This window comes from Zobellia barbeyronii (assembly GCF_018603515.1).
Taxonomy (GTDB): domain Bacteria; phylum Bacteroidota; class Bacteroidia; order Flavobacteriales; family Flavobacteriaceae; genus Zobellia; species Zobellia barbeyronii.
On the sequence record NZ_JACATN010000002.1, the window covers coordinates 558,261 to 584,811 of the forward strand.

At 36.4% G+C, this 26,551-nt stretch carries 28 protein-coding genes; 11 read left to right on the forward strand and 17 right to left on the reverse strand.

All coding sequences use genetic code 11. From position 1 onward, the window contains the following. The gene (locus tag HW347_RS06825; RefSeq protein ID WP_155595908.1) at window positions 1-642 is read right to left on the reverse strand and encodes a protein-L-isoaspartate(D-aspartate) O-methyltransferase; all 642 of its coding nucleotides are present in this window, start codon (window positions 640-642) and stop codon (window positions 1-3) included. 162 nt (window positions 643-804) lie between these two features. On the opposite strand from HW347_RS06825, the gene HW347_RS06830 reads away from it, so the two are divergent. The 7 genes from HW347_RS06830 to HW347_RS06860 are packed head-to-tail and all read left to right on the forward strand — an operon-like array spanning window position 805 to window position 7,066. Continuing rightward, on the forward strand, window positions 805-1,764 hold the full coding sequence (locus tag HW347_RS06830; protein ID WP_214611158.1) for a Gfo/Idh/MocA family protein: 960 nt from the start codon (window positions 805-807) through the stop codon (window positions 1,762-1,764). An 18-nt stretch (window positions 1,765-1,782) separates the two neighbouring features. After that, window positions 1,783-2,670: a 3-hydroxyacyl-CoA dehydrogenase family protein gene (locus tag HW347_RS06835; RefSeq protein WP_214611159.1), complete on the forward strand. Its 888-nt coding sequence runs from the start codon at window positions 1,783-1,785 to the stop codon at window positions 2,668-2,670. A gap of 46 nt (window positions 2,671-2,716) precedes the next feature. Then, complete coding sequence (locus tag HW347_RS06840) at window positions 2,717-3,367, forward strand: YggS family pyridoxal phosphate-dependent enzyme (RefSeq protein ID WP_214611160.1); 651 nt, start codon at window positions 2,717-2,719, stop codon at window positions 3,365-3,367. A 54-nt stretch (window positions 3,368-3,421) separates the two neighbouring features. Then, window positions 3,422-4,792 (forward strand): exonuclease domain-containing protein, encoded by a 1,371-nt coding sequence (locus HW347_RS06845; RefSeq protein WP_214611161.1) that lies wholly within the window; start codon window positions 3,422-3,424, stop codon window positions 4,790-4,792. Between the two features lie 3 nt (window positions 4,793-4,795). Further along, the gene (locus HW347_RS06850) at window positions 4,796-5,644 is read left to right on the forward strand and encodes an ion transporter (protein WP_214611162.1); all 849 of its coding nucleotides are present in this window, start codon (window positions 4,796-4,798) and stop codon (window positions 5,642-5,644) included. Then, the gene (gene miaA, locus HW347_RS06855; RefSeq protein WP_214611163.1) at window positions 5,644-6,585 is read left to right on the forward strand and encodes a tRNA (adenosine(37)-N6)-dimethylallyltransferase MiaA; all 942 of its coding nucleotides are present in this window, start codon (window positions 5,644-5,646) and stop codon (window positions 6,583-6,585) included. The genes HW347_RS06850 and miaA overlap by 1 nt, the downstream gene beginning before the upstream one ends. Further along, complete coding sequence (locus HW347_RS06860) at window positions 6,575-7,066, forward strand: gluconokinase (protein WP_225901842.1); 492 nt, start codon at window positions 6,575-6,577, stop codon at window positions 7,064-7,066. Before miaA ends, HW347_RS06860 begins: the two co-directional genes overlap by 11 nt. A gap of 61 nt (window positions 7,067-7,127) precedes the next feature. Here the strand turns inward: HW347_RS06860 and HW347_RS06865 are convergent, their stop codons facing one another. From HW347_RS06865 to HW347_RS06925, 13 genes are all read right to left on the reverse strand, one after another. Further along, the gene (locus HW347_RS06865) at window positions 7,128-7,838 is read right to left on the reverse strand and encodes a response regulator transcription factor (protein WP_155595900.1); all 711 of its coding nucleotides are present in this window, start codon (window positions 7,836-7,838) and stop codon (window positions 7,128-7,130) included. A gap of 11 nt (window positions 7,839-7,849) precedes the next feature. After that, window positions 7,850-9,433, reverse strand: coding sequence for a sensor histidine kinase (locus HW347_RS06870; protein ID WP_214611164.1), 1,584 nt, complete (start codon window positions 9,431-9,433; stop codon window positions 7,850-7,852). Window positions 9,434-9,516: 83 nt separating this feature from the next. Further along, window positions 9,517-10,104, reverse strand: coding sequence for a dephospho-CoA kinase (coaE, locus tag HW347_RS06875; RefSeq protein ID WP_214611165.1), 588 nt, complete (start codon window positions 10,102-10,104; stop codon window positions 9,517-9,519). Then, on the reverse strand, window positions 10,101-10,946 hold the full coding sequence (locus HW347_RS06880) for a CdaR family protein (RefSeq protein ID WP_214611166.1): 846 nt from the start codon (window positions 10,944-10,946) through the stop codon (window positions 10,101-10,103). The genes coaE and HW347_RS06880 overlap by 4 nt, the downstream gene beginning before the upstream one ends. A gap of 123 nt (window positions 10,947-11,069) precedes the next feature. Further along, window positions 11,070-12,071: a glycosyltransferase gene (locus tag HW347_RS06885; RefSeq protein WP_214611167.1), complete on the reverse strand. Its 1,002-nt coding sequence runs from the start codon at window positions 12,069-12,071 to the stop codon at window positions 11,070-11,072. Between the two features lie 126 nt (window positions 12,072-12,197). Next, window positions 12,198-13,010 (reverse strand): enoyl-ACP reductase FabI, encoded by an 813-nt coding sequence (locus HW347_RS06890; protein ID WP_155595895.1) that lies wholly within the window; start codon window positions 13,008-13,010, stop codon window positions 12,198-12,200. A gap of 154 nt (window positions 13,011-13,164) precedes the next feature. After that, window positions 13,165-14,817 carry a DNA repair protein RecN gene (gene recN / locus HW347_RS06895; protein ID WP_214611168.1) on the reverse strand — a complete coding sequence of 551 codons (1,653 nt, stop codon included), beginning with the start codon at window positions 14,815-14,817 and terminating at the stop codon, window positions 13,165-13,167. 55 nt (window positions 14,818-14,872) lie between these two features. Beyond that, the gene (gene porD / locus HW347_RS06900) at window positions 14,873-15,760 is read right to left on the reverse strand and encodes a type IX secretion system protein PorD (protein WP_155595894.1); all 888 of its coding nucleotides are present in this window, start codon (window positions 15,758-15,760) and stop codon (window positions 14,873-14,875) included. After that, complete coding sequence (gene coaBC / locus HW347_RS06905; protein ID WP_214611169.1) at window positions 15,753-16,958, reverse strand: bifunctional phosphopantothenoylcysteine decarboxylase/phosphopantothenate--cysteine ligase CoaBC; 1,206 nt, start codon at window positions 16,956-16,958, stop codon at window positions 15,753-15,755. The genes porD and coaBC overlap by 8 nt, the downstream gene beginning before the upstream one ends. Before the next feature lie 3 nt (window positions 16,959-16,961). Beyond that, window positions 16,962-17,294 carry a DNA-directed RNA polymerase subunit omega gene (locus HW347_RS06910; RefSeq protein ID WP_214611170.1) on the reverse strand — a complete coding sequence of 111 codons (333 nt, stop codon included), beginning with the start codon at window positions 17,292-17,294 and terminating at the stop codon, window positions 16,962-16,964. Window positions 17,295-17,306: 12 nt separating this feature from the next. Further along, on the reverse strand, window positions 17,307-18,131 hold the full coding sequence (locus HW347_RS06915; protein ID WP_225901843.1) for an outer membrane protein assembly factor BamD: 825 nt from the start codon (window positions 18,129-18,131) through the stop codon (window positions 17,307-17,309). Between the two features lie 119 nt (window positions 18,132-18,250). After that, the gene (gene dapA, locus HW347_RS06920) at window positions 18,251-19,138 is read right to left on the reverse strand and encodes a 4-hydroxy-tetrahydrodipicolinate synthase (protein ID WP_155595891.1); all 888 of its coding nucleotides are present in this window, start codon (window positions 19,136-19,138) and stop codon (window positions 18,251-18,253) included. Next, entirely contained in the window at window positions 19,138-19,671 is a 534-nt protein-coding gene (locus HW347_RS06925; protein ID WP_214611172.1) for a DUF6913 domain-containing protein, read from the reverse strand. Before HW347_RS06925 ends, dapA begins: the two co-directional genes overlap by 1 nt. A gap of 102 nt (window positions 19,672-19,773) precedes the next feature. Here HW347_RS06925 and HW347_RS06930 point away from each other — a divergent pair, with 102 nt between their 5' ends. The 3 genes from HW347_RS06930 to HW347_RS06940 all read left to right on the forward strand — a co-directional run bounded on the left by HW347_RS06930 (window position 19,774) and on the right by HW347_RS06940 (window position 21,970). Next, a complete protein-coding gene (locus HW347_RS06930) occupies window positions 19,774-20,538 on the forward strand; it encodes a 5'-nucleotidase C-terminal domain-containing protein (RefSeq protein ID WP_214611173.1) in 765 nt (254 codons plus the stop codon). A 65-nt stretch (window positions 20,539-20,603) separates the two neighbouring features. Beyond that, on the forward strand, window positions 20,604-21,515 hold the full coding sequence (locus HW347_RS06935) for a bifunctional metallophosphatase/5'-nucleotidase (RefSeq protein WP_214611174.1): 912 nt from the start codon (window positions 20,604-20,606) through the stop codon (window positions 21,513-21,515). 2 nt (window positions 21,516-21,517) lie between these two features. Further along, window positions 21,518-21,970 carry a GNAT family N-acetyltransferase gene (locus HW347_RS06940; protein WP_214611175.1) on the forward strand — a complete coding sequence of 151 codons (453 nt, stop codon included), beginning with the start codon at window positions 21,518-21,520 and terminating at the stop codon, window positions 21,968-21,970. On the opposite strand, the gene HW347_RS06945 is transcribed toward HW347_RS06940, so the two are convergent. Beyond that, a complete protein-coding gene (locus tag HW347_RS06945) occupies window positions 21,971-22,273 on the reverse strand; it encodes a hypothetical protein (RefSeq protein WP_214611176.1) in 303 nt (100 codons plus the stop codon). Between the two features lie 72 nt (window positions 22,274-22,345). Here HW347_RS06945 and HW347_RS06950 point away from each other — a divergent pair, with 72 nt between their 5' ends. Next, window positions 22,346-23,581, forward strand: coding sequence for a hypothetical protein (locus tag HW347_RS06950; RefSeq protein ID WP_214611177.1), 1,236 nt, complete (start codon window positions 22,346-22,348; stop codon window positions 23,579-23,581). Window positions 23,582-23,624: 43 nt separating this feature from the next. On the opposite strand, the gene ligA is transcribed toward HW347_RS06950, so the two are convergent. Then, the gene (ligA, locus tag HW347_RS06955; RefSeq protein WP_214611178.1) at window positions 23,625-25,622 is read right to left on the reverse strand and encodes an NAD-dependent DNA ligase LigA; all 1,998 of its coding nucleotides are present in this window, start codon (window positions 25,620-25,622) and stop codon (window positions 23,625-23,627) included. A 59-nt stretch (window positions 25,623-25,681) separates the two neighbouring features. Further along, window positions 25,682-26,545 (reverse strand): peptide chain release factor N(5)-glutamine methyltransferase, encoded by an 864-nt coding sequence (prmC, locus tag HW347_RS06960; RefSeq protein ID WP_214611179.1) that lies wholly within the window; start codon window positions 26,543-26,545, stop codon window positions 25,682-25,684. Window positions 26,546-26,551: the final 6 nt, after the last annotated feature.

The window sequence follows — 26,551 nt, forward strand, 5'->3', positions numbered from 1 at the left end:
CTAATTCTTATTTTCAAGAAGCGGTACAAAACGGAAAGAACCGAATTCTTTCTTTTCGAACTCTTTTTCAGATTTTCGAATAAACAATGTCATGATTTGGTCATCTGTTCCCACGGGTATTACCAATCTTCCGCCAATTTTTAATTGACTCATAAGTGCCTTTGGCACTTCAGGTGCTCCTGCAGTAACAATAATTCCGTCATAAGGAGCTTCCCCTGGTAAGCCTTTATAACCATCGCCAAAAATGAGTTTCTTTGGGCGATATCCCATTTTTCTAAAGAAAATTTTAGTTTTCTTAAAAAGTTCGGATTGGCGTTCAATTGTATAAACCTTTGACCTTAAAAGTAATAGTACCGCAGTCTGGTAACCACTACCCGTTCCTATTTCTAGAATTTTATGATCAGGTTTTACTTCCAACAATTCTGATTGGAAAGCAACGGTGTATGGTTGTGAGATAGTCTGGTCCGCCCCTATCGGAAAAGCTTTGTCTTGATAGGCATGGCCTTCAAAACTGCTATCCATAAACAAATGCCTCGGTATGGTACGTATGGCTTCCAGTACATTTTTATCGGTAATGCCTTTAGCTACCAATATTTCGGCCAGCTTATTACGCATTCCCCTATGTTTTAAAGTATCTCTCAACGGTTTGGTTTTGGAACGTAAAGTTAACTTGTAAATCTTCAATTCACAAGTATACCGCCTAAATGTCAGCCTTCATTTTTTAAAAGATTTTCAAACCTGAATCTTATCCAATCAAACCCGAAAACTCCTAAAGTATCCTTATTTTTGATATAAATTGAAATTATGCTTAGAGTTGGCGTATTAGGCGCAGGTCATTTAGGAAAAATACATTTACGTCTGCTTAACGAATCGGACAAATATGAATTGGTTGGTTTCTATGATGCAGATGCTATAAACGGAAAAAAAGTAGCGGACGAATTTGGATACCAATACTATGACAACATTAATAAACTTATAGAGGCGGTAGATGTGGTTGATATTGTAACCCCTACCCTTTCTCATTTTGATTGTGCCAAAAAGGCCATAGAAAAGGGAAAACATATCTTCATAGAAAAGCCCATAACTAATACCTACGAAGAAGCAACAGCGCTTTTAGAACTAGAAAAAAAGTATAACGTAAAAGGGCAAGTAGGACATGTGGAGCGTTTTAATCCGGCTTTTTCTGCCGTAAAACATCAGATTAACACGCCTATGTTTATTGAAAGCCATCGTTTGGCAGAATTTAACCCTCGGGGAACGGATGTGCCAGTGGTTCTTGACCTAATGATTCATGACATAGATGCTATTCTTAGCGTAGTAAACTCTGAGGTGAAACAAATTAATGCCAGTGGCGTTTCTGTCATTAGTAAATCTCCGGATATTGCCAATGCGCGAATAGAGTTTGAAAATGGCTGTGTAGCAAATTTAACGGCCAGTAGAATTTCCTTGAAGAATATGCGTAAATCACGGTTCTTTCAAAAGGATGCCTACATATCCGTAGATTTCTTAGAGAAGAAAGTTGAAGTAGTAAAAATGAAAGACGCTCCGGAAAAAGTGGGCGATTTTGATATGGTACTTCAAAATGCAGAAGGCGAAAAAAAACAAATCTATTTTGAAAACCCAGAAGTGGGCACAAACAATGCAATTCTAGACGAACTAGAAAGTTTTGCCGATGCCATTGCAAACGATACTACACCAATCGTAAGCTTAAAGCAAGGTACACAGGCACTAAAAGTAGCCTTGCAGATTATTGCTTCATTTTAGAATTATAAAACACCACATATGCAACATATAGCGGTTATAGGCGCGGGTACTATGGGAAATGGAATTGCCCATGTTTTTGCTCAAAATGGCCATAAAGTAAACTTAATTGATCTTTCTGAAGATTCGTTGACCAAAGGGTTGACGACCATCACGAAAAATCTTGACAGAATGTTGGCCAAAGAAAAGATTACGGAAAGTGATAAAACCACTACTTTAAACAACATTTCAACTTTTACTATTTTAAGAGAAGGTGTTGCAAACGTAGACTTGGTAGTTGAAGCGGCTTCTGAAAACCTGACCGTAAAACTGAGTATTTTCAAAGAATTAGATGCTATTTGCGATGAGAATACAATTCTTGCAACCAATACATCCTCTATATCCATCACCCAGATTGCGGCGGCTACAAACCGACCACAAAAAATTATTGGAATGCATTTTATGAATCCTGTGCCTATTATGCAATTGGTAGAGATTATACGCGGGTATAGTACTTCTGACGAAACTACACAGCAAATAATGAAGTTATCTACAGAACTAGGAAAAACGCCTACTGAAGTAAATGATTACCCTGGTTTTGTTGCCAATAGAATTTTAATGCCCATGATTAACGAGGCTATTGAAACTCTTTATAATGGCGTTGCTGGTGTGTCAGAGATAGACACCGTAATGAAATTAGGTATGGCGCACCCAATGGGTCCTCTACAATTAGCAGATTTTATTGGTCTTGATGTATGCCTATCAATTCTTAACGTCATGCACGATGGCTTTAAGAGTTCTAAGTATGCACCTTGCCCACTATTAGTCAATATGGTTATGGCTAAAAAATTAGGGGTGAAATCTGGAGAAGGCTTCTATGATTATAGCGAGTCTAGAAAAGCCAAAAAGGTTTCCAGTCAATTTTTATAGTAATCAAAAATAAGTCCCTTAAAATTTTCAATACACAAACGTAACGATGATAAAAGACAACCTTTTAGAAATCAAAAATACACTTCCTCATCATGTAACGTTGGTTGCTGTTTCTAAAACAAAACCAGACGAAGATTTAATGGAAGCCTATGCCGCCGGCCAACGCATCTTTGGTGAAAACAAAGTACAAGAAATGGTGGGAAAATGGGAAAGACTTCCTAAAGACATTAAATGGCATATGATTGGACACTTACAGCGTAATAAGGTCAAATATATGGCTGAGTTTGTTGATTTGATTCATGGCGTGGATAGTTTTAGGTTGCTCTCGGAAATCAATAAAAAAGCGGAACAGAACAACCGTACTATTGATTGTCTTCTTCAGATTCATATTGCAGAAGAAGACACCAAATTTGGACTTGACAAGGAAGAGCTTAATGCCATTCTGATATCAGAAGAGTACCATCAGCTCAAAAATATAAATGTTGTGGGGTTAATGGGCATGGCCACTTTCACTGATGACGAAACACAAGTTAGAAGAGAATTCCAACAATTGAAATCAATTTTTGACACTATTAAAACCGAAAACCCGCAGGTAACAATTTTATCCATGGGAATGAGTGGCGATTACCAAATGGCTATTGAGGAAGGAAGTACCATGGTACGCATTGGAAGTAGTATCTTTGGTAAACGAAACTAACAATATCTTCCTTTCAACCACAAAAGACCTTCACCACAGAACAAAAACGCATACATGTATTCCATTTTAGATATAGAGACCACAGGAGGGAAATTTAATGAGGAGGGCATTACCGAAATTGCCATTCATAAATTTGATGGACATAAAGTGGTAGACCAGTTTATTAGCTTGGTAAATCCTGAAAAGGACATTCAACCTTTTGTTGTGAAACTTACGGGTATCAACAACAAAATGTTACAGACCGCTCCCAAGTTCCACGAGATTGCCAAACGGATTGTTGAAATTACCGAAGATACCGTTCTAATTGCTCACAATGCTCAGTTCGATTACAGGATCTTACGTACCGAGTTTAGAAGATTAGGGTACAATTTTGAACGAAAGACTTTATGTACCGTAGAGCTTTCCAAAAAACTAATTCCTGAAGCAGAATCGCACAGCCTTGGTAAACTGGTTAGATCTTTAGGTATTGCGGTAAGTGACCGCCACAGAGCAAATGGTGATGCTCTTGCTACCTTGCAACTCTTTAAAATTTTGCTTTCCAAAGACCTTGATAAAACCATTATAAAAAGTGTCATTCGTAAAGAAACCGAAGGCGAACTTTCTGACCGTCAATTAGACATTGTAGATTCTTTACCTTCTGAAACCGGTGTTTATTACATGCATGATAAAGACGGTGAAATATTATATTTAGGAAAAAGCACCAACATTAAGAAAAGGGTGAATCAGCATTTTACTAAAGGTGGTGGACGTGCTAGACAATTACAAAAAGCTACTAAGAAAGTTACTTTTGAAAGAACTGGAAACGAATTAGTAGCCCTCTTAAAAGAGAACGAAGAAATTAAAAGAATCCGCACAAAATACAATCATAGACCTAAAGCCGTGAGCTTTAGCCATGGCGTATATGTTGAAAAAAATAAAAACGGGTACGATACTTTAACGGTTAAAAAGATTACTGGAAGAAATGGTGCGTTCGCGACATTCAATAGCGAAGCCGGTGCTGCTAATTTCATTTTTAAAATAACCAGAGAATTTAATCTCTGCGATAAGCTAAACGGAATATCAGAAGCAAAAAAGAATTGTTCTAATTACGATGAAGGCGAATGTCTTGGTGCATGTATTACCAAAGAGCCTACCGAAGATTACAACCAAAGAGTTACTGAAGCCGTTCAGAAATACTCCTTGAACAATAAAAACGTTGTAATTGTAGATAAAGGACGAGAAATTGGCGAATACAGCGCTATATTGATTAAAAACGGTGATTTTAAAGGTATTGGCTATTACAACCTTAATCATCAAATCAATAATATTCATATCTTAGAATCTATAATTGCACCTATGCATGGTAATGATAATACAACCCATATTATTGAAACCTACATGCGTAAGAAACATGGTCTAAAAATTCTTGAAATAAGTAATCAGTAAAAATTGAGACAAAACAAACCCGATAAAGGCTGGAAATACAAGGTTCATGAAATAATTTATGAAGCAGACACACCTTTGGGCAAATGGTTTGATATTCTATTGTTTGTTCTGATTATTATTAGCGTGCTCTTGGTAATGCTAGAGAGCGTAAAATGGATAGATGCCGAGTACCATGAAATTCTTTTTATTCTAGAATGGATAGTCACTATCCTATTTACTATAGAATATATTGCACGAGTCATTAGTATAAAGCAACCCAAAAAGTATATTTTTAGTTTTTATGGTGTAATTGATTTACTATCAACCATACCATTATATTTATCTTATATTTTTGCTGGCTCCCAAGTACTTTTAGCCATCCGTTCTTTACGTCTTTTAAGAGTCTTTAGAATATTAAAGTTGGTACGCTTTCTAGGTGAAGCCTCACAATTAAGAAAGGCTTTAGAGGCAAGCAGAGCTAAAATAACTGTTTTCCTTTTTGCCGTACTCATACTCTCGGTCATCTTAGGTACACTTATGTATTTAATAGAAGGAGATGAAGCTGGTTTCACCAGTATCCCTACAAGTATCTATTGGACAATTGTAACCCTTACTACGGTAGGTTATGGAGATATTGCGCCAATTACTCCGCAAGGACAGTTTATAGCTACCCTTATTATGCTTGTTGGTTATGGCGTAATTGCTGTTCCGACAGGAATTGTTACTGTAGAATTTGGAAAAAAGAGCCAAGAAGAGAAAAAGATAGGCGACAAGCATTTTGTACATGTCAACACACAAGCGTGTAGAACTTGTTCAAAAGAAGGTCATAGAGATGATGCCACTCATTGCTATAATTGTGGAAGCGAGCTATAATGGAGAAAATACTTTTATCTGTTGTAGGACCTACTGCTATTGGCAAAACCAAACTTGCCATTGCTCTCGCGAAACATTTTAAGACCGAGATTATCTCGGCAGATTCTAGGCAGTTTTTTAAAGAAATGAGAATTGGCACGGCTGTACCCACACCAGAAGAATTAGAGCAAGCAAAACATCATTTTATACAACACATCAGTATTTTTGATTCCTATTCCGTGGGCGATTTTGAACGCGATGCACTTCATTTACTTGATGAACTTTTTAAAAATCATAATATCGTAGTAATGGTAGGTGGTAGTGGGCTCTACACCAAAGCCGTTGCCGAAGGTTTAGATGATTTCCCAAAGGTCGACCCAAAAATACGGGAGCAACTCAATAATGAATTTGCTGAAAACGGAATTGAAAGCCTGCAAAATGATTTGAAGAACAGAGACCCAGACTACTACAAATCGGTAGATCTAAATAACCCACATAGACTCATTAGAGCTTTAGAAATATGTATTGGAACTAATTCACCTTATTCCTCTTTTCTCTCTCAAAACAAAAAGAATCGCCCGTTCAAAACGGTTACTGTAGGTATTGAAGCTGATCGTGCGCTCATTTACGACCGCATTAACCAACGCGTAGACATTATGGTCCAAGAAGGACTTATTGACGAAGTGAGGCAATTGGAGAAGCACAAAGAGCTAAATGCTTTACAAACCGTTGGCTACCGAGAACTATTTACCTATTTTGAAAAGAAAGAAAAGTCAGGAGATAGCACCGTAGAAAGCGACCTTACTTTCGCTTTAGAAGAAATAAAGAAAAATACCCGCAGATTTGCTAAAAGACAATTAACCTGGTTTAAAAAAAATGAAGAAACCATATGGGTTTCTTATAACGCAAATCCTCAGGAATTGATAGCGACTTTAAATAACATGATACCAAATGAAAAGTAAAAACCCCATAATATTCGTCATGGGCGTATCTGGCTCTGGCAAAAGCACTATTGGTAAGCTTTTGGCCGAAGAGCTGAATTTAAGTTTCTATGATGGTGATGATTACCACCCAGAAGCAAACGTAAAAAAAATGGCCGATGGTCATCCTTTAGATGACGATGATCGCCAAGGCTGGTTAGAAAGACTAAATCTCTTAGCTATTGAAAAAAGTGAAGATGGGGCCATCATAGCATGTTCCGCACTTAAAAATAAGTATCGTACCATTCTACAAAACGGAATTGAGGAAAAGCTAAATTTCGTTTATCTACAAGGCACTTTTGAAGAAATTATGGGCCGTCTTGCGCTTCGCAAGAATCATTTTATGCCGCCAGAATTACTTCATTCACAATTTAACACCCTAGAAGTACCGGAAGATGCCATTACCGTTTCCATAATGCACACGCCTGAAAAAATCGTTTCAAAAATAATAAAGGCTTTATAAGAAAATAAAAAGCCCTGCTATAAAATTATAACAGGGCTTTTTCAATTTCAAAATTATAGTTTTAGACGTCTTCTTTAACAACTAAACGGAAACCTTCTCCGTGAATGTTTAAGATTTCTACGGCATCATCTACCTTAAGATACTTTCTTAGTTTAGCAATATAAACATCCATACTACGAGATGTGAAATAGTTATCATCTCTCCATATCTTTGTCAAAGCCAACTCTCTAGGCATCAAATCATTTTCATGAAGTGCCAAAAGACGTAGAAGCTCATTCTCTTTTGGAGAAAGTTTAATAGCCTCTTCTTCTTTGTATTTTAAAAATCTAAGCTTAGAATTTAGCTGGAAATTACCGATTTTAAATTCGAATTTCTTACTGTCCGCCAAGGTGTTAGATGCTTTTCTCTGAAGAATAGCTCTTAGTTTCATTAAAAGAACTTCGGAGTCAAATGGTTTGTTGAGGTAATCATCAGCTCCAGCTTTATAGCCTTTTAAAACATCTTCTTTCATAGTTTTAGCGGTAAGAAAAACGATAGGAACATGCTCGTTCTTTTCTCGAATTTCCTTTGCCAAGGTAAAACCATCCTTATAAGGCATCATCACATCTAAAATACAGATGTCATAATTATCCTTTTTGAACTTTTCAAATCCCTCCATACCATTCTTGGCTAAAGTGACATCAAAATCGTTCATCGATAAATAATCTTTCAGCACAATTCCAAAATTGGGATCATCCTCTACTAAGAGTATTTTTTTATTTACTGTTTCCATAACTTGTTGAGTTAGATTAAAGGCAATTTTATATAGAAAGTACTTCCCTTTCCTTTTTCACTTTCTGCGTAGACCTCACCTTGGTGGTCATCGACTATTTTTTTAACATATGCCAATCCGAGACCATGCCCCTTAACATTATGTAAATCTCCCGTGTGTTCACGGTAGAATTTTTCAAATACTTTTTTGACCACCGCCTTACTCATTCCAGCGCCTTGATCTTTTATTTCTATTACAATATAATTTTTAGCAACCTCTGTATATATATCTATCCTAGGCGCGTCTGTTGAATATTTAATGGCGTTATCAAGAATATTTACGATTACATTCGTAAAATGCATTTCACTAGCTAAAACTTCCGTTCTCGCAGCATTTAAATGCGTTTCTATATATCCACCTCTATCAGCAACAATAAGTTCTACATGCGCTATTGCATCCTCTATTATGTCGTGAACATCTACCCTATCCTTACTAATATCTAACTGATTCTTTTCTAGCTTAGATATACGCAATACATTTTCTACCTGAGCATGCATTCGTTTATTCTCCTCGCGAATCATTGTTAGATACCGATCCACCTTTTCAGGGTCCCCAATTATTTTGGGATTCCTAATAGCTTCCACCGCAAGGTTTATAGTAGCAATTGGCGTTTTAAACTCGTGCGTCATATTATTAATAAAGTCAGACTTTATCTCGGCAATCTGCTTTTGACGTATCAATTGATAAATTGCCCCAGAATATGCTATTACGATAACCAATGTAAAAAGCAATGACAAAAGCGCCATTTTTATTATAGACTGAATTAAAAACTTCTTTTTCTTTGGAAAAGCGATTAACAAAGAGAAATTACTTGCTCCTTCGCTATCCTTAAAAATAGGCGTTTCATAAAGCATATCTTTAGCAAACTTGAACTTCCTGGACTTTACCTTGGTTGGCAACCCCCTGCTGTACACCCCATATTCATATTCAATATTGAGGTTTCTATTCTTTAATTCGCGATTAAGAAGTAACTTTATTTCTTGATTAGAAACTCTTTTATGAATAGGCACTTTTTTGGCATACTCACTAAAAACATCTTCAAACTGGGCTTTTTCAATAGCCGATAGTCCTCCAATTTTTTCAAGTTTCTGTACTGCATTCAGCTTATACTCTTTACCGTCCAAACCGTAATCTTCTTTAAAGATTGTTTTGGTGCGCTTGCTAGTATAATTTTTAATTGTGGTAATCGTATCAGTACCATTACCGTTATCAAAGAACGTAGATGCTATATTATAATCTTCTTCTAAAATACCATGGGAATAAAACCGAATCTCATTGGAGTTTATATCACGGTCTATAAAAAAGATATTTCTTAAATGAGAGCTTTTAGGCTCACCTACACTATCTTTTATGTTGATGTAACGTTCAAAATAATCTTTTGTCTCTCTCTCCTCAATTTTAGAAGAGACTTCGTTCAAAACCTCAGACACCGTATTAGAAAACTGTTCTTCCTTGTCCTCCACAGATTGCTTAATCCACAAGAACTGAACAGATATTATTCCTATCAGGGAGAGACTCATTAACGCCACCAAAAGGACAAATAACCTCTTATTCATTAGAAAACAAAATTAAAGATTTAACATATAGCAGATCATACGTTTAACCAAACCTTAACAAAAATGTTAAAACTGCGTGAGGCCTATATTTTATTAAGTAAATCGCGATGAACATCTAAGACTTGAACCTTTGTTTGTTCTATATTCTCATTTTGGATGATATAGTGCGAAGATTCTATTTTTTTATTATCACTTAACTGGTTTTTCATTCGGGCTTCTATACCCTCAACTGTATTAGATGCATCGCGTTGCATAATACGGTCAATTCTAGTCTCTTTAGGAGCTGTTACCAAAATAATACAGTCATAAAAATCCTGAGAGCCAATTTCAAATATGATGGCCGCTTCTTGAATTACATAATCTGAACTTTGACCTTCTGCCCAGCTGATAAAATCTTTTCGAACTGCAGGATGCACTATTGCGTTTAAAGCGTTCAACAATTCTTTATTATTGAATACTTGTTTTGACACATAACCCCTATCTAGCTTTCCTTCCTTGTAGGCTGCATCCCCAAGAAGTTCTTTTATAGCAGCAATTAGCCCTGGTGATTTTTGCATCAAATCTTTTGCCCGTTCATCAGAATTATAAACGGGAACACCCAACTCCTCAAACATTTTAGCAACAGTGGTCTTACCACTACCTATGCCACCTGTTAAGCCTACAGTTATCATTTCTTGTTCAATATGTATTCTACGCTGTTCTGTTCCAGTTTTACGCTGTGAAGACCACTTGGCTTTTTCCTTAATTCTAATTGCAATTCATCTGTATTGCCGTCTTTCAATTGACCATAGTCTGCAATGACTTCAAAATCTGATGCCTCTAACTTTTTAAGCCGTTTTAACTTGGCCTTACATAATACATTAACTTTATCGGGAAATGTTTTTACATCAATATTACTAGGAAAATGTACAGTCTTTATAGTCACTTCAAATACCTTTTCAGAAAAGCGAGCAATCTTTGCAGTAAGCTCTACTTTATTATCTGAGTACTTAGTATTCTTAAGGTCTTTAGATTTATAGATATCCACGGTTTCCGAAAAGTCAGCATCTAAATCAGGGAGGGTTAATTTATTGGTACGTACAACCTTTATAGTATCAATTTCCTTAGAAGGCCCCGTAATAGTGATGGAATCTGGCTGAATTTCCATCTTACCATCTAATAGGTAATTGGTTGCCATATTTACTTCTACATTAGGCTTTACTGGTACTTTTTTAGAAATCACGGCCAACATACCCACAAAAAGAGTATCTGTCTCTATATCCATTAAAGACATTGATGTGCTTAATTGCCTTTCTACCTGCTTACGATATACTTTTTGAGGTATATAAAACATGGAGTCTTTTTGTAAAGCATCGGCAAGATCTATAGATACCTTGGCATGTTTAAAATTAAAACCTAAAAGCTGAAAGCCACCTGCCTTAAGTTTCACCTTTAATTCATTATCTGTGGCGCCTTTAAACAAATAACCTTCTGGAACGTTCACGTATTCCAAATCAAAACTAGTTGTACTCACATAACTCTCCGAGAGGTTATTAATAAGCCATATTAAGGTTGAAAAAAATAAAAACACCAAAAATATTTTTACTTTTCTCTTCTTAAGGGCCTTCTTGACTTTATCTATTATCTTGTTTACCAATTATTTGAAAAATAAATGAGGAAACAATGTTTCCGGTTCCTTTTTGCTAAAGTTAAGAAAGATGGTCGATTTTAAAAAACCATATCCATATCCCATAAATTGAATGCTTACAGCCACTAGAGAAAGTAAAGCCACGGCTAAATTTCTATTTTTTAAAAGCGAATCTATAAATATGAGTGAAAAATAGATAATATATAAATATATAGGCAAACTAATCCCTATTGCTAGAAATAAAAGCGACGCCAAAAATCCTAAACAAAATAATGTGGGGAACCAATAGGTCATTTTTGATGTCTTAGGGTGCCATTTATTTAAAATTGGACGAACACTACCAAATTTCTTTACTTGAATAAAAAACTTATTCCAGTCTATGCGACGCTTATGATATACAAAAGCTTCTGGTATAAGCTTCGTATCAAAACCATTGTTCCAAATACGAAACGTAAAGTCCGGGTCTTCACCTGGATGAATTTTTCCGAATCCACCAACGGTTTCAAATGCCGTTTTGGAGATACCCATATTAAAACTACGCGGTTGAAACTTATCTAGTGCCTTTTTATTCCCACGAATTCCTCCTGTGGTTAACACAGACGTCATAGCATAGTTAATAGCTTTTTGCAAAAGCCCAAAAGACTCATGAGCAGCATCTGGTCCACCAAAGCAGTGAACAAAGCTCTTTCTTAAAGCACTATCTACCGCATCTAAATACTGCGGCGGAATCATGCAATCTGAATCTACAATAAGAAAATAATTACCCTTGGCACGGGTCATTCCGTAGTTTCTTGAATCTCCAGGTCCTGAATTAGATTTTTTGTAATATGAAATGGTGAGTTTATCCTTATATCTCTCAACCACTTCTTCTGAAGAAAGTGTTGAGCCGTCCTCCACAATCAATACTTCAAAATCCGCTGAATAGGTTTGGCTCACTAGACTTTCTAGCAGCTCCGCTATTTCATCGGGTCTATTGTAAACAGGAACTATAAACGAAAAAGATAAATCCATAAGCTTTTATACGGAAATTCTAAGGGCATTTTTCATTACTTAAATCGGTAATGTAAAATGCCCATAATATATGCCGAAAACAAATATTCTTCGCCAGAATTTAATCTATTGAAAGCTATTTTATTTCTACTCGGTAAAACGTTCTATAATCTCTTGGCTAACACCAGTATTAGAGAAACCACCATCATGAAACAAGTTTTGCATTGTAACTTTTCTGGTAAGGTCAGAGAAAAGAGTTACCGTATAATCTGCACACTCTAATGCCGTTGCATTCCCTAAAGGCGACATTTTTTCAGCATAGCTAATAAAACCGCCAAAACCTTTCACACCTTGACCAGCAGTAGTTGGTGTAGGTGATTGTGAAATTGTATTTACACGAACGTTTTTCTCTTTTCCGAAGAAATAACCAAAACTACGTGCTACAGACTCTAAATAAGCCTTATTATCTGCCATATCATTATAATCAGGAAAAACACGTTGTGCTGCCATATAGGTCAAAGCAACTATGCTTCCCCACTCTTCCATAGCATCAGCTTTATACAAGCTTTGCATTACTTTGTGGAAAGATAATGCAGAAACATCCCATCCTTTAGAAGTAAAGTCATATTTCTCATCAGTATAAGAACGCCCTTTTCTAACGTTTACAGACATACCGATTGCGTGTAATACAAAATCGATTTTTCCACCAAGAATCTCAACAGATTGGGCTACCAAGTTAGCTAGATCTTCTTCGCTAGTTGCATCGGCAGGAATAACCTGAGAACCAGTTTTTTCGGCCAAATCTTTAATTTGCCCTAAACGCATGGCTACGGGTGCATTGGTCAAAACAAAAGTACCGCCTTCTTCATGAATACGCTCTGCTGTTTTCCACGCTATTGAATTTTCATCCAAAGCTCCAAAAATAATTCCTCTCTTACCTTTTAATAAATTATACGACATTGTGTTAGATTCTGTTGGTTGTTCTTAAAGCTTCAAAGATATTTAAAAAGTTGGCAACTAATAGTTGCCACATGAAGAAAAACGTATTTATAAGTATAAAATCTACCCTAAAAACCAAATACGACCTCTAGTAACCTGTACAAGGTCTATTATTCTAGTTCAAAAGTTGCCTTGCGTGAGCCATAGCTGAATCAGATAGCTCTTTACCGCCCAACATTTCAGCCAACTCCACTACCCTTTCCTCATTGCTCAGTTGCTTCATGTTCGTTTTAGTAACCGCTCCTTCCTCTAACTTATATACTTTAAAATGATGGTCACCTTTTGAAGCTACCTGAGGTAAATGTGTAATAGAGAATACTTGCATGCTTTTACTCATTGCCTGCATGATATCACCCATTTTTCCTGAGATTTCACCAGAAACCCCAGTATCAATCTCATCGAACATTATAGTAGGTAGGTTTTCGTATTTCGCTAATATCGATTTTATAGTAAGCATAATCCTAGAAAGCTCACCTCCCGAGGCTACTTTCTTCAGCTCACCATAATCGCCTCCTTTATTAGCGGAGAACAAAAAGGTAAGTCCGTCTGCTCCGTTAGCCTTAAAGTCGTTCGCCTTAAAAAGCTCTATCTTAAAAGTTGCACTAGGCATACCCAATGCTTTCAAAGAATCTTCTAATTGTTTTTTAAGTTGCGGGACAACCTTTTTTCGTTTGGCCGTTAGGGCATCGGCTGCTTTCTGCAATGCAACTTTTTGACCTGCAAGCTCTTTTTCTTTCTTTTCTATATCAGCTTCAAGATTTTCTGTGACACTAACTTTTTCAGATAGGTCTTCTCTAATTTGTAGTAATTCAGCAACTTCTTGAACCCCGTGCTTTTTCTGTAAATCATAAAGTTGTTGCAACTTGGTATTGATTTCTTCCAGCACTTGTGGATTGGCTTCTGTTCCTTCCTGAAAATTCTGAAGTTCAGAAGCTATATCATCTACTTCAATAAAAACAGATTGCACACGCTGGTTCAAGTCCGCATACTGAGTCCCATAACCAGATAATCTACTAGCAATTTGTTTAAGCTCAGTAAGTAAACTTACAATACCCACCTGCTCATCACTAAGTAGTTGATGACCTGAAGAAATCAGTTCTAAAATATTCTCTACGTTGTTCAGTTGCTCATACTGCTCTTCCAAATCTTCTTGCACACCCAATTTTAAAGGTGCTGCCTGAAGCTCTTCTAATAGAAAACTATTGTAATCGTGTTCTTTATTTGCTTCTTTTTGAAAATCAACAAGTTCAGACAACTCTTTTGAAGTTTTTTTATACAAGCGAAGTTTTCCCGCATAATCCGCTAGCAGGCTTTTATTATCTGCAAGGGCATCTATTACCTTTAACTGAAAGTCGTTATCCGTTAACTGTAGTGTTTGGTGTTGAGAATGCACATCTATTAAACTGCTTCCTAATCTGGTAAGAATATCTAATGTTACTGGAGAATCATTAATAAAGGCTCTCGATTTCCCGCTAGGCTGAATCTCTCTTCTTATGATGGTTCTTTCCTCGTAATCTAAATCGTTATCTTTAAAAAAAGACTCCAAATTATATTTGTCAATTTGAAATTCCGCTTCTATGACGCATTTTTTATCCTTGTCTCTTAAAGAGGATAAATCGGCACGTTTTCCCAAAACAAGGGACAAGCCGCCTAATAAAATAGACTTTCCCGCACCGGTTTCACCTGTAATACAGGTAAACCCATTAGTAAAGTCTACATTGAGATTATCTATTAATGCGTAATTTTTTATGGAAAGGTGTACTAGCACAGTTTTCTATTCGATTTGTGCTGTAAAGATAATTGATAATTTCGTACCGAAAGAACTAGTACTTAATATCGTTCCAAGTACTGGAATATAAGGGAGCAATATTGTTTAAAGTCTCTTTTAATTGAACAATATCTACTTTTGGACCGTCTGAAAAGATGTTTTGAATCTCATCTGACTTGGCATCAAAGAAAGTCTGAATCAAAAATGCATTAGGCCTACGTTTGATCATCGTCTCAAAAAGCTTCATTGTACCGGCAATAACTTGTTTGCCCGTGCTATTATTATCTCCAAGAATATCAAGACCCTTGCGATGATAATTATACATAGCTATACGATACTCACGATAGGTATTGGATAAAAGGTTATCTACCAACTCAAACCTACTACGATCACTATTCTGATCCCAACCCGTATAATTGCTACCTTGAGCTTGAGTGGTAATTTGCTGCGCTTTTCTAAAATACTCAGTACCGCCTTCTAAAGAGAAAGTGTCTGCATCAAGCCCGAGCATGGTGTAAACATAGAAAGAAACAACACTTACAAGATTGGATTCAAAAACATTTTCATTGAATACCAAAGGTTGAAATTCTATATATTCAAAATTGAGCTGATTGTCTTTATAATTGAAAATAGGCGTTTCGTACGATGTATTAAAAACAGGACGCGAAGACTGAATCTGGATATTACCCTCAAAACGATTAGACTCGTAATTGGTAATCGTAATAAACATTTGACTGCTTATACGTTCATTTTCCTTGTAGGTGCGGTTGGTCCACTTGTTCTTGTTAATGAAATCATTTAAAGAACGTTCTAAGGTTTTAAAAATCTGTTGATTAGTTTGTGAGACCTGATCCGCATTTATAGTAACAACACAATTCATTTCCTGTGCCGAAACGGACACCACAAAAAATGAACAAATAAATATAAGTATGAAATTACGCATGGTATCTTTTCAAGATTTCATCAAAAATGTCTTTGGCCACCTCTGCCTTTGTCTTTAGTTCAAACGGCTTAATTGAGGAATTCTTATCTATGAAAGTGATTTTGTTCGTAGGTTTTCCAAAACCAGCTCCTTTATCGTTCAGAGAGTTAAGAACAATGGCATCTAAATTTTTCTTTTTAAGCTTGCCTATAGCATTTTCAAGTTCATTTTCTGTCTCTAAAGCAAAACCAACTAAAAACTGCTTTTTCTTCTGGTTACCCAGTGACTGCAAGATATCTTTGGTCTTCACCAAATCAATCGAAAATTCGGTTTCTTTTTTCTTTATTTTTTGATTAGCCACCGTTTTAGGCCTGTAGTCAGCAACTGCCGCTGCACAGATAGCCATATCTATATTTTTATAGTGCAGATGAACCTCATTGTACATTTCTTCCGCAGAGGTTACTTTTTTTAAATCGATAAGATCATGAGAAACAGAAAAACGGGATGGCCCAGAAACCAAAATAACATGAGCTCCTAAATTTGCTGCCACATTAGCCAGTTCGTACCCCATTTGACCAGAAGCATGATTTCCAATAAACCGCACAGGGTCTATGGCTTCATAGGTAGGGCCGGCGGTAATCAGAACTTTTTTTCCACTAAGCGGAAGTCCTTTTTGCAGATATGCCTTAATGAACTCAACCATATCTTCAGGTTCCGCCATACGCCCTTCTCCATGAAGGCCACTTGCCAATTCACCAGAAGTAGCAGGAATCATAACATTTCCAAAAGACTGTAATTTTTCAAAGGAATCTTTAGAAGTCGGATGCTTATACATATCCAAATCCATTGCAGGAGCAAAGAAAACAGGACATTTTGCAGAAAGGTAAGTAGCAAGCAATAAATTATCGCATGTACCCGTAGCCATTTTAGCTAATGTATTAGCTGTAGCTGGCGCAACTACCATTAAGTCTGCCCATAGCCCTAATTCTACATGATTATTCCATTCCGTTGCCCCATCATCCTCATTAACCAAGGAAGTTAGCACCGGGTTTTTGGAAAGCGTAGCTAGCGTAAGTGGGGAAACAAAAGAGCTGGCGCTATCTGTCAAAATAATTTTGACATTAGCGCCAGCTTTAATCAGTAAACGTACAAGAAAGGTAGTTTTGTAAGCGGCAATTCCTCCGGTAATGCCTAAAAGAATGTTCTTTCCGCCTAACATATACTACTGGTCTTTCTCCGTATTTCTGTGATATATTTTGTCATTCAACCACTCTTCAACCGCTAAAGCATGTGGCTTAGGTAATTTTTCGTAAAACTTAGATACTTCTATCTGTTCTTTGTTTTCAAAAACTTCTTCAAGGCTATCGCTATAAGTAGCAAACTCCTCTAATTTTTCTAGAAGTTCTTTCTTAATTTCAGAATTGATCTGTACAGCTCTTTTAGCAGTAATTGAAATTGCCTCATAAATGTTATCCGTAGGACGGTCAAACTCATTTTTGTTGATCGTTACTGTGGAAACTGGAGCACTTGAATTCTTAAGATCGTTCATATTCATAGTCAAACTATTTTATTTTGCTTCTTTCGCTTGGGTAAAACCCTGTAATTCTAATTTTACTTTTTCAAGTATCTTCTCTGCCTCACCGGCATGTTCTGATTCTGGAAACTGCTTTTTAAATGCGTTATAATCGGCTATAGCCTCTTTTAAACGCTCTTCTTGTAACCTTTCAAAACTATTCAATGCAAATCGGGAAGCCGATTCGAATCTATAAAACATTGCATCTTCACGGTAAATAGATCCAGGAAAATCTGATATAAAGTTATCAAACGCTGCTACAGCGGGTGTTAAAAACGTAAAATCAAACTGACCTAATTTATTGAACTGCTTAGCTATTTCGTATGCTTTATGCTCTTTTTTAGTCGTTAGCTCTTTTGCCATGGTGTTGGCTTCAGAAAAATATTCTGAATCAGGATATGAGTTGATAAACAACTGCAATTTTCCCAATGCCTTATCCGTATCCGTTTGATCCAAAGAATACACTGGTGAAAGCTTAAAATAACTCTTTGCCCCTAAAAAGGAAGCTTCTGCCACTTTATCACTCTTAGAATAAGATTTAACAAAACGCTCGAACTGATATCCCGCCATATTGTAATCTTTTCTTTGAAAATAAGTATCTGCTAAGAAAAACATTACACGTTCGCCCTGAGGTTTACCCACATATTTAGGTGCAATTTGTTCAAAAAGACGATTGGCCCTTTTCATATCACCTTCCTCATAGAATTTCTGAGCTAGGTCGTATTTAGGCTTAACATCTTCATTTTTAAGCACCTTTTGATATTCGCTACATGATTGTGAAATCATAGCGAGTAGTAAGATAGGGACAATTAACCTCATTTTAAAAAGCATTTTGCAAAATTACGGATTCCGAATGGATATAAAAAACAAAAAATAAAGTAGCTAAAATAGCATTCTAGAACCCTTATACCAATGCTTTTGGGGAAGATTTAACACCGCTAAGCAAAAACCTTAAAAGGTTTTACAAAGTCGGCGATGTTCTTTTTGAGACTATCGGAAGCTTCTATGAGCGGAAGTCTAACAGTAGCACCTGACAAACCTAAGATTTCAAAAATAGATTTTATCCCTGCAGGGTTACCTTCTTGGAAGATTAATCCCATACCTTCTTGAAGTTCGTAATGTTGCCTGTAAGCCTCATCTACATTTCGGTCTAATCCAGAACGAATCATTCTAGAGAATTCTGAAGGAAGTCCTTGACCTAAAACTGAAATAACACCAGAACCTCCTGCTAAAACGGTAGCTAAAGCGGTAAAATCATCACCAGAAATCACATGAAAGTCTTTTGGACAATCTTTAATTAATTCCTGCAACTGAATCATATCACCAGATGCATCTTTTATTCCAACAATATTTTCAACCTCTGTAGCCAAACGCACAACAGTTTCCGGAAGCATGTTACTTCCTGTTCTTCCTGGTACGTTATAAAGGATTATAGGTTTTGCAGACACTTGGGCGATAGCCTTAAAATGTTGAAAAATCCCTTCTTGAGTAGGTCTATTATAATAAGGAGATACCGATAAAACGGCATCAAAATTAGTAAGGTCTAGTTTTTGTAATTCTTCAATTACAGCAACTGTATTATTACCGCCCACACCTACCACCAAAGGTAATCTACCTGCATTGGCAATGGTTACGGTATCTATAACCAATTGTTTTTCTTCTTTGGTAAGTGTTACGGATTCACCAGTAGTACCTAATACTACTAAATAGTCTACACCACCGTCCACACAGTAGTTCACGATACGATGTAACGCATCTATGTCTACCGAAAAATCTGTTTTGAACGGAGTGATTAAAGCCACACCTGTACCAATTAATTGCTTCATTATTCAATTTCGTTTAAAACGCCAAGATATTTTTTAAGCTCTGCTTTAAAGGTCTTAAATTCTTTCAATGGCGAATCCATTATCAAATCATTATATATGAGATCCACCTCTTTAAAACCCACACGAAATCGGGCTTTTGTTTTAACGCTCATCAACTGCAATAATAAATTATCGCTGGTATAATAGTTTACGAGTAAATCATACTCTCTACTTAAAAATTCTAGTGCATAGCTATTTTCTATTGCTCCGTTCCACCCAAGATCCTTATCGGAAAATACGGGGGTAGAATACGGCGAATTCTTGTCGTAATAACTTTTATAACCAATAATCTTTACTGCATTCGGCCGTAAATTATAATCTTCTACAAACCCATAAAATTGATTTGCATCATCAAAGTCGTCTAGATCTACAATGCAACCTATAGAAGTAATACCTTTACTTCTTTCAATTACCGGCGGATCTTTAGCCAACTCTTGTTTCAGAAATTTAACGCCCGATTTGTGCTTGAACTTATCTTTTATTCCCTTAAACATGTACTTTTACATTTTGAACCATTCTGGTCTGTAAAATTTGGAATGGGTTCTACAAATGTAAAGAATCTCCACGCATAATATGGCGCTAAGATAAAACGAAATATGGTTTTAAAAATAAAACACTTTGTTGTATTTGTAACATTTTCATTTTTGTATTCTTGTGGTGAGCAACAGCCCAACCTTCAAAATATAGATGCAAAGCAGATAATTATAGACAGTTCATTAGCAACTACAGAATCTATAGAAATACTGGTAAAGCCCTATCGCGAAAGGATAGACCAAGTTCTTGACAGCACACTGGCCTATGCTCCCTACCCTATTTCAAAAACGGACGGAGAACTAAATACCACAGCAGGAAACTTAATGGCGGATATTGTTTTGTCCGAAGCCAACCCTATATTTAAATCAAGAACGGGACACACAATTGACCTTGTTTTACTGAACCATGGTGGTATTCGCTCTTTAATTTCTAAAGGAAATGTTTCTTCACGCACCGCTTATGAAGTCATGCCCTTTGAAAATTCTATAGTGGTAGCCGAACTAAAAGGCAGTTCTATATTAAAATTGGCGTCTTATTTAAGGGATTCTGGTCGTCCTCATCCTATTGCTGGGTTACAACTAATATTAGATTCAGAAAATGAAATACAATCTATTTCCATTCAAGGCAAGCCTCTGCAAGAAGATAAAATCTACTATGTAGCAACATCAAACTATTTGGTAAACGGAGGTGATAGTATGGTCTTTTTTGAAGACGCTCTAAACACTACAAATACCGATTATCTCATTAGAAATGCTATGATTGATTATTTTAAGAAAACAGACACGCTCAAACCTGTTGTTGACAATAGATTTATTAAACTGGATTAGCACCGAAAAACAAAACGTCACGGATGCGATAATTTACCATCACATTCAACAAAATATATGGTTTTATGAACAGAAGAAAATTCATTAAAAACACGACAGCTTCAAGTGCGCTTGTTGGCTTAGGGGGACTTTCTTTAAGCTCTTGCTTTGGCGATGTAAAAAAACACATCACCATTTTACACACAAACGATGTACACAGCCACATAGACCCTTTTCCTACTGATCATTCCGAGTTTCCTAATCTTGGTGGACTAGCAAGGCGCGCCACTTTGGTAGAGAGCATTAGAAAAGAAAATCCGAATACATTACTTTTTGATGCAGGTGATATTTTTCAGGGAACACCTTATTTCAATTTTTATGGCGGTGAGTTGGAGTTTAAACTCATGAGCCTGCTAAAATATGATGCTGCCACTATAGGAAACCATGATTTTGACAACGGAATTGATGGTTTATTGGCCCAGATGCCAAATGCTGATTTTGAGATGATCAACGCCAATTACGATTTTAAAAATACGGTCATGGACGGCCAGGTCAAACCATACAAAACTTATACTCTTGACGGAATTAAAATAGGAGTTTACGGTCTAGGCATTGAATTAAATGGCCTAGTTACCAAAAAACTGTACAAAGAAACGGAATACAACAATCCTATTGAAATTGCACAGGACACCGAGCGCGCATTAAAAAACGAAGAAAATTGTGACCTTATCGTCTGCTTATCTCATTTAGGTTACGAATACAAAGACAAACAAAAACCACATGATCTTGCAATGGCTACCGCACTTGAATACACTGATTTAATTATTGGCGGCCATACCCATACTTTTCTTGACAAACCTACCATTGTAGAAAACAAATTAGGAAGAAATGTTTTGGTTAACCAAGTAGGTTGTTTTGGTATTAATTTAGGCCGAATTGATTTTTACTTTGACGGTTCAAAAAACAGTAACGCTTCTGGTGTAACTATAAATATTTAATTATGGTTAGAATTGAACGAACCACATTTAAAAACGAAAATTTTTCTGGTCTGGTTGCCAAACTAGATGCTTATTTAAGTCATACCGATGGTGATGAGCACGACTTTTATCATCAATACAACGGAATAGAAAGCCTAAACCAAGTAGTAATTGCTTATTTAAACGATGTAGCAGTAGGCTGTGGAGCCATAAAAAAAGTAGATTCTGATTCTGTGGAAGTAAAACGCATGTACGTTTCTCCCGAAACTCGAGGCCAAGGAATTGCCTCTTTACTTTTAAAAGAACTGGAAGAATGGGCCACTGAACTAGAATACAAGAATTGCATTCTAGAAACAGGCAAACGCCAACCAGAAGCTATAGCACTTTATACCAAAAATAAATATCAGGAAATACCTAATTATGGTCAGTATGAAGGTATGGAAAATAGTGTCTGCTTTAAGAAAACCCTTACCTAGTTAGTTTTTTAACAAATACTCTGTAATTTCTTTTTGTTCTTGCTTTAGTGAAATTTTCGGAAACGACCTTCCTGCCTTTCTATACCAATAGCCAGCATTAAATTCATCTCCTTCTACACGATGTAAATATGCATGGATCCAACTACCTATTTCGTTAAACATTTCTTGAGCAATATCATGTGAAGCTTCCCAATTGTCATTTGTTGCAAACCACATGGCTTTCAGTGCTTCGGACCAATCCATTGGAGGTGTTGAAGCAGTTAATGTTTGTTCAAAATCTTCGTAAGTCTTAGGTATAGCCATCAATTTATAGTATCATTTGTTCTTTCCTATGCAAAAATACCTAATTTCGATTGAAATTAACCGTATGCTTTAATGGTTCAACTATCACGAAGCTTACTCCTCTGGAGACCTTTTCCTTATGTGCTAGCACTAATTTGCACATTATTCATATTGGGCATTCATATGCTACCGAATATGGACAGCATGCTCAACGAAAATAATACAAGAATTTCGCATGTTTTTTTACAATCGCAGATTGATTACCACAAAGAAATAGCACCTTTTGCTAGAAGGCCTTTAACCACTTTACTAATTGAAACAACCCGAAGCATCCTTGAAGTAAAAGCAGGTTATGCATTTATTTTTATCAACTTCTTGCTATTAGGTCTTAGCGGTGTTTTAATCTATAGATTATCTCTTATTCTTAAGGCTACTAAAAAAGAGGGATTGATTAATATGATGGTATTTTTTACATCATTTTCAATCTTATTTGCTTTTTTTCCACCCGTATTCACCTATGACGAACCTTTGCAGTACTGCTTCTTGTTAACCGCTTTTATGGCTTTTGTTAGGCGCAAATGGTTTTGGTATGTAATCTTATTCTCTTTATCCCTTGTAGCTCGGGAAACCAGCATCTTACTACTTCCAGCTTTCATTCTACTATTACCAGGAACCCAAAATCATCCAAGGAAAAAACTGTGGCCTAACCTAAAAAAAAATAGCCTAATCATTCTATCTCCTATTTTTTTCTACGGATGTTATATTGTGTTCTTTATATATCATCAACGACTACTGCACGCTACCCATACTGAAATAGCCAGCAGATATTCTTGTTTTCTGGAGAATATTGAAAGTTTAAAAAATATAGTTGAGTCCGTGGTATCAATTTTCATTACTGTAGGGCCGTTTCTATATTTTACTTATTTCTATCTAAAAAGAAAAAATAATGATGCTTGGCAAAACAGCTTTGTTTACGCCTTTCTATTGACTTTAATAATAAATACACCTCTGGTTTTCATGACTGCCTTTGCAAGGGAATCGCGTTTATTTGCCTTACCCTTACTATTTATTTGGCCTATGTTCATGCAACTTTTTGGCAGTGACATGAAACCTCTATTTATCAAAAAGACATACCAAGACCTTGTAAGCAACTGGCGCATGCTATTATTGCTTACAACCCTTACTTTAATTAGCTTTATCTTTTGTTTCGTGTACTACCCTAGTCTTGGCTTAGGAGCCAATACGTATTTTTCGGAATATTTATTTGTGGTTATTTTCGTACTGTCGTTTCACTATTGCAAGTGCAAATTTTTAGGCCATAGAAAGTAGTTCTATGCCCTTTATAATAAATCCGATTAAGATTCGAACTAGATTATTCTACCATTTCCAGAAATTCACCTTCTGTAACGATGGGTACATTAAGTGATTCCGCTTTGGTACGTTTGCTCGGTCCCATTTTGTCACCAGCCACCAGATAAGCAGTTTTTGAAGATATGCTTGAACCTACCTTACCTCCATTACTTTCAATGATTTTTTTAAGCTCAGTACGGCTTACGGTCTCGAACACCCCAGAAACAACAATAGTGAGTCCCTTTAGCTTATCCGTTTGATTTTCCAATTGCTCTTCAGAAAGTGAAAATTGCAATCCATAAGACTTCAAACGGGCTATAATTGAACGGTTAGTTTCATTATTAAAAAACTCCACCACAGAACTGGCTATACGTTCTCCAATTTCATCAACAGCTACCAAACTCTCTTCGGATGCATCCATTAAAGCATCAATATTCTTATAAGCTCTAGCTAATTTTTTAGCCACGGTCTCACCAACAAAACGGATACCCAAGCCAAAAAGAACGCGTTCAAAAGGAATCTTTACAGACTCCGCTACACCTTTTACCAAATTCTCAGCAGACTTCTTAGCCATTCTTTCCAAAGGCAACACTTGTTCTTTGGTCAGCGTGTATAAATCTGCATAATTATCTATGAGTCCCTCTTTATAAAGAAGCTCTACGGTCTCACTTCCTAGACCCTCTATATCCATTGCTTTACGAGATATAAAATGTTGGATTCGCCCAGTAATCTGGGGAGGACAACCATAGTAATTTACGCAATAATGTTTTGCATCACCTTCTGTCCGGACCAAGGGCTCATGACATTCAGGACAATTTGTAATATATTCCGTTGGTTTTGAATCTTGAGATCGTTTTTCAAAATCAACACCAACTATTTTAGGTATAATTTCCCCTCCTTTTTCTACAAAAACCGTATCGCCTTCACGAATATCAAATTTTGCAATCTGATCGGCATTATGCAAAGAGGCTCTTTTTACAGTTGTTCCCGCTAAAAGTACCGGCACTAAATTGGCTACAGGAGTTATTGAACCTGTACGCCCCACTTGATACGTAATTTCATTCAACAACGTTGAAACCTGCTCCGCTTTAAATTTATAAGCCATGGCCCAACGAGGTGATTTTGAGGTAAAGCCCAGTTCATCTTGATGCTGGATACTGTTTATTTTTACTACTACCCCATCCGTTTCATAAGGCAAATTATGTCGTCCTGAATCCCATTGGTTTACAAATGCCATTACTTCATCTGTTGAGCGGCTCAATTTTGCAACTTCAGGAACTTTAAAACCCCATTCTCTTGCTTTTTCAAGCATCTGCCATTGTGAGGTTATTCCTGTATTCTGGCCTACAATACTATATAACAAGCAATCTAATGGTCTTTGAGCGACCGCTGCACTATCTTGTAATTTTAAACTACCTGAAGCCGTATTTCTAGGGTTCATATAAGGGTCCTCGCCATTTTCAATACGCTCGGCATTCATTTGTGCAAAACCTTCAAAAGGCAAAACAATTTCTCCTCTAATATCAAATTTCGGCGGATAATCACCTTTTAACTGTAATGGTACCGACTTAATAGTTTTCACGTTCGTGGTTACATCATCACCCTGAAAACCATCGCCACGCGTAACGGCACGTACCAATTTACCATCCTCATAGGTAATACTAATAGACGCACCATCATACTTCAATTCACAAACAAACTCCACTTCCGCATCTCCCAAAATGCGTTGCATACGTTTCTCCCAATCCTCAAGATCTTCTTTTGAGTAAGAATTATCTAACGAGTACATTCTTTCATTGTGCACTACGGTGTCAAAATTTTTGGTAACCGTACCACCTACACGTAAAGTAGGCGAACTTTCATCATAAAATTCAGGATGCTTTGCCTCAAGTGCCTGTAATTCTTTAAGCTTGGTATCAAACTCAAAATCTGATATAGTGGCGTTGTCAAGCACGTAGTAATTATGGTTATGCTCACGTAATTCTTGACGAAGGGACTCTATTTGTTCTTTTATCTGCATTTTCTAACTCAGTGTTTCTGTAATCTTACTATATGTTTTTAGGATATTTTGATTTTAAATCACCCTAAGATGCCCTTTGTCATTCGGTCGTTGCCAAATATATCTTTTCGGACTTCAATTTCTATAAAATTATGTTGATGTAAAAGTGCTTCCGTTTCTTTTGCTAAATATTGATTGATTTCAAAAAAGAGCATTCCTTCCTCAGAAAGAGTTTGTTTCGCCAATTGCGTTATGGCTTTATAAAATACTAATGGATTTTCATCTGAAACAAAAAGTGCTAAATCTGGCTCGTGCTCCAAAACGTTTTTGTGCATCTCTTTCTTTTCCAGCTCTCTAACATAAGGAGGATTAGAGACTATGACATCAAAATTAGAAGCAAATCCATCAAAATTTAAAATATCAGCATGAATAAACTCGACTTTTACTGCGTTTCGCTCTGCATTCCTTTTAGCTGTTTCCAGTGCTTTTTCAGAAACATCTAGAGCAAATACCTTGGCATCGGGTAAAAGTTTAGCCAATGAGATAGCAATACATCCACTCCCCGTTCCAATATCCAAAATTCGTAAGCCTGATTTTTTATCAGGACGACTAGTTTTAACTTCGTCTACTATCCAACGTATAAGATCTTCCGTTTCGGGTCTAGGAATAAGTACATTCTCGTTTACCTCAAAATCAAGGTCCATGAAACTTGTACTACCTATTATATATTGAACAGGCCGTTGCAACTTTAGTTCTGATAAGGCCTCAAACAGTGGCTGTTCCTCATCTTTTGTTAAAGTTAAATTAGGCTGCAAGGCCAAAACAAAACGCTGCAGATTAAGGTAGTGTTCTATTAGTAAGTAAAAGAAGTTATCTACCTCTTCCTTTGCATATAGCCCATCTAATTCTTTGTGATAAATATTCTTTATTTCTTTTAAGACCATTACGTA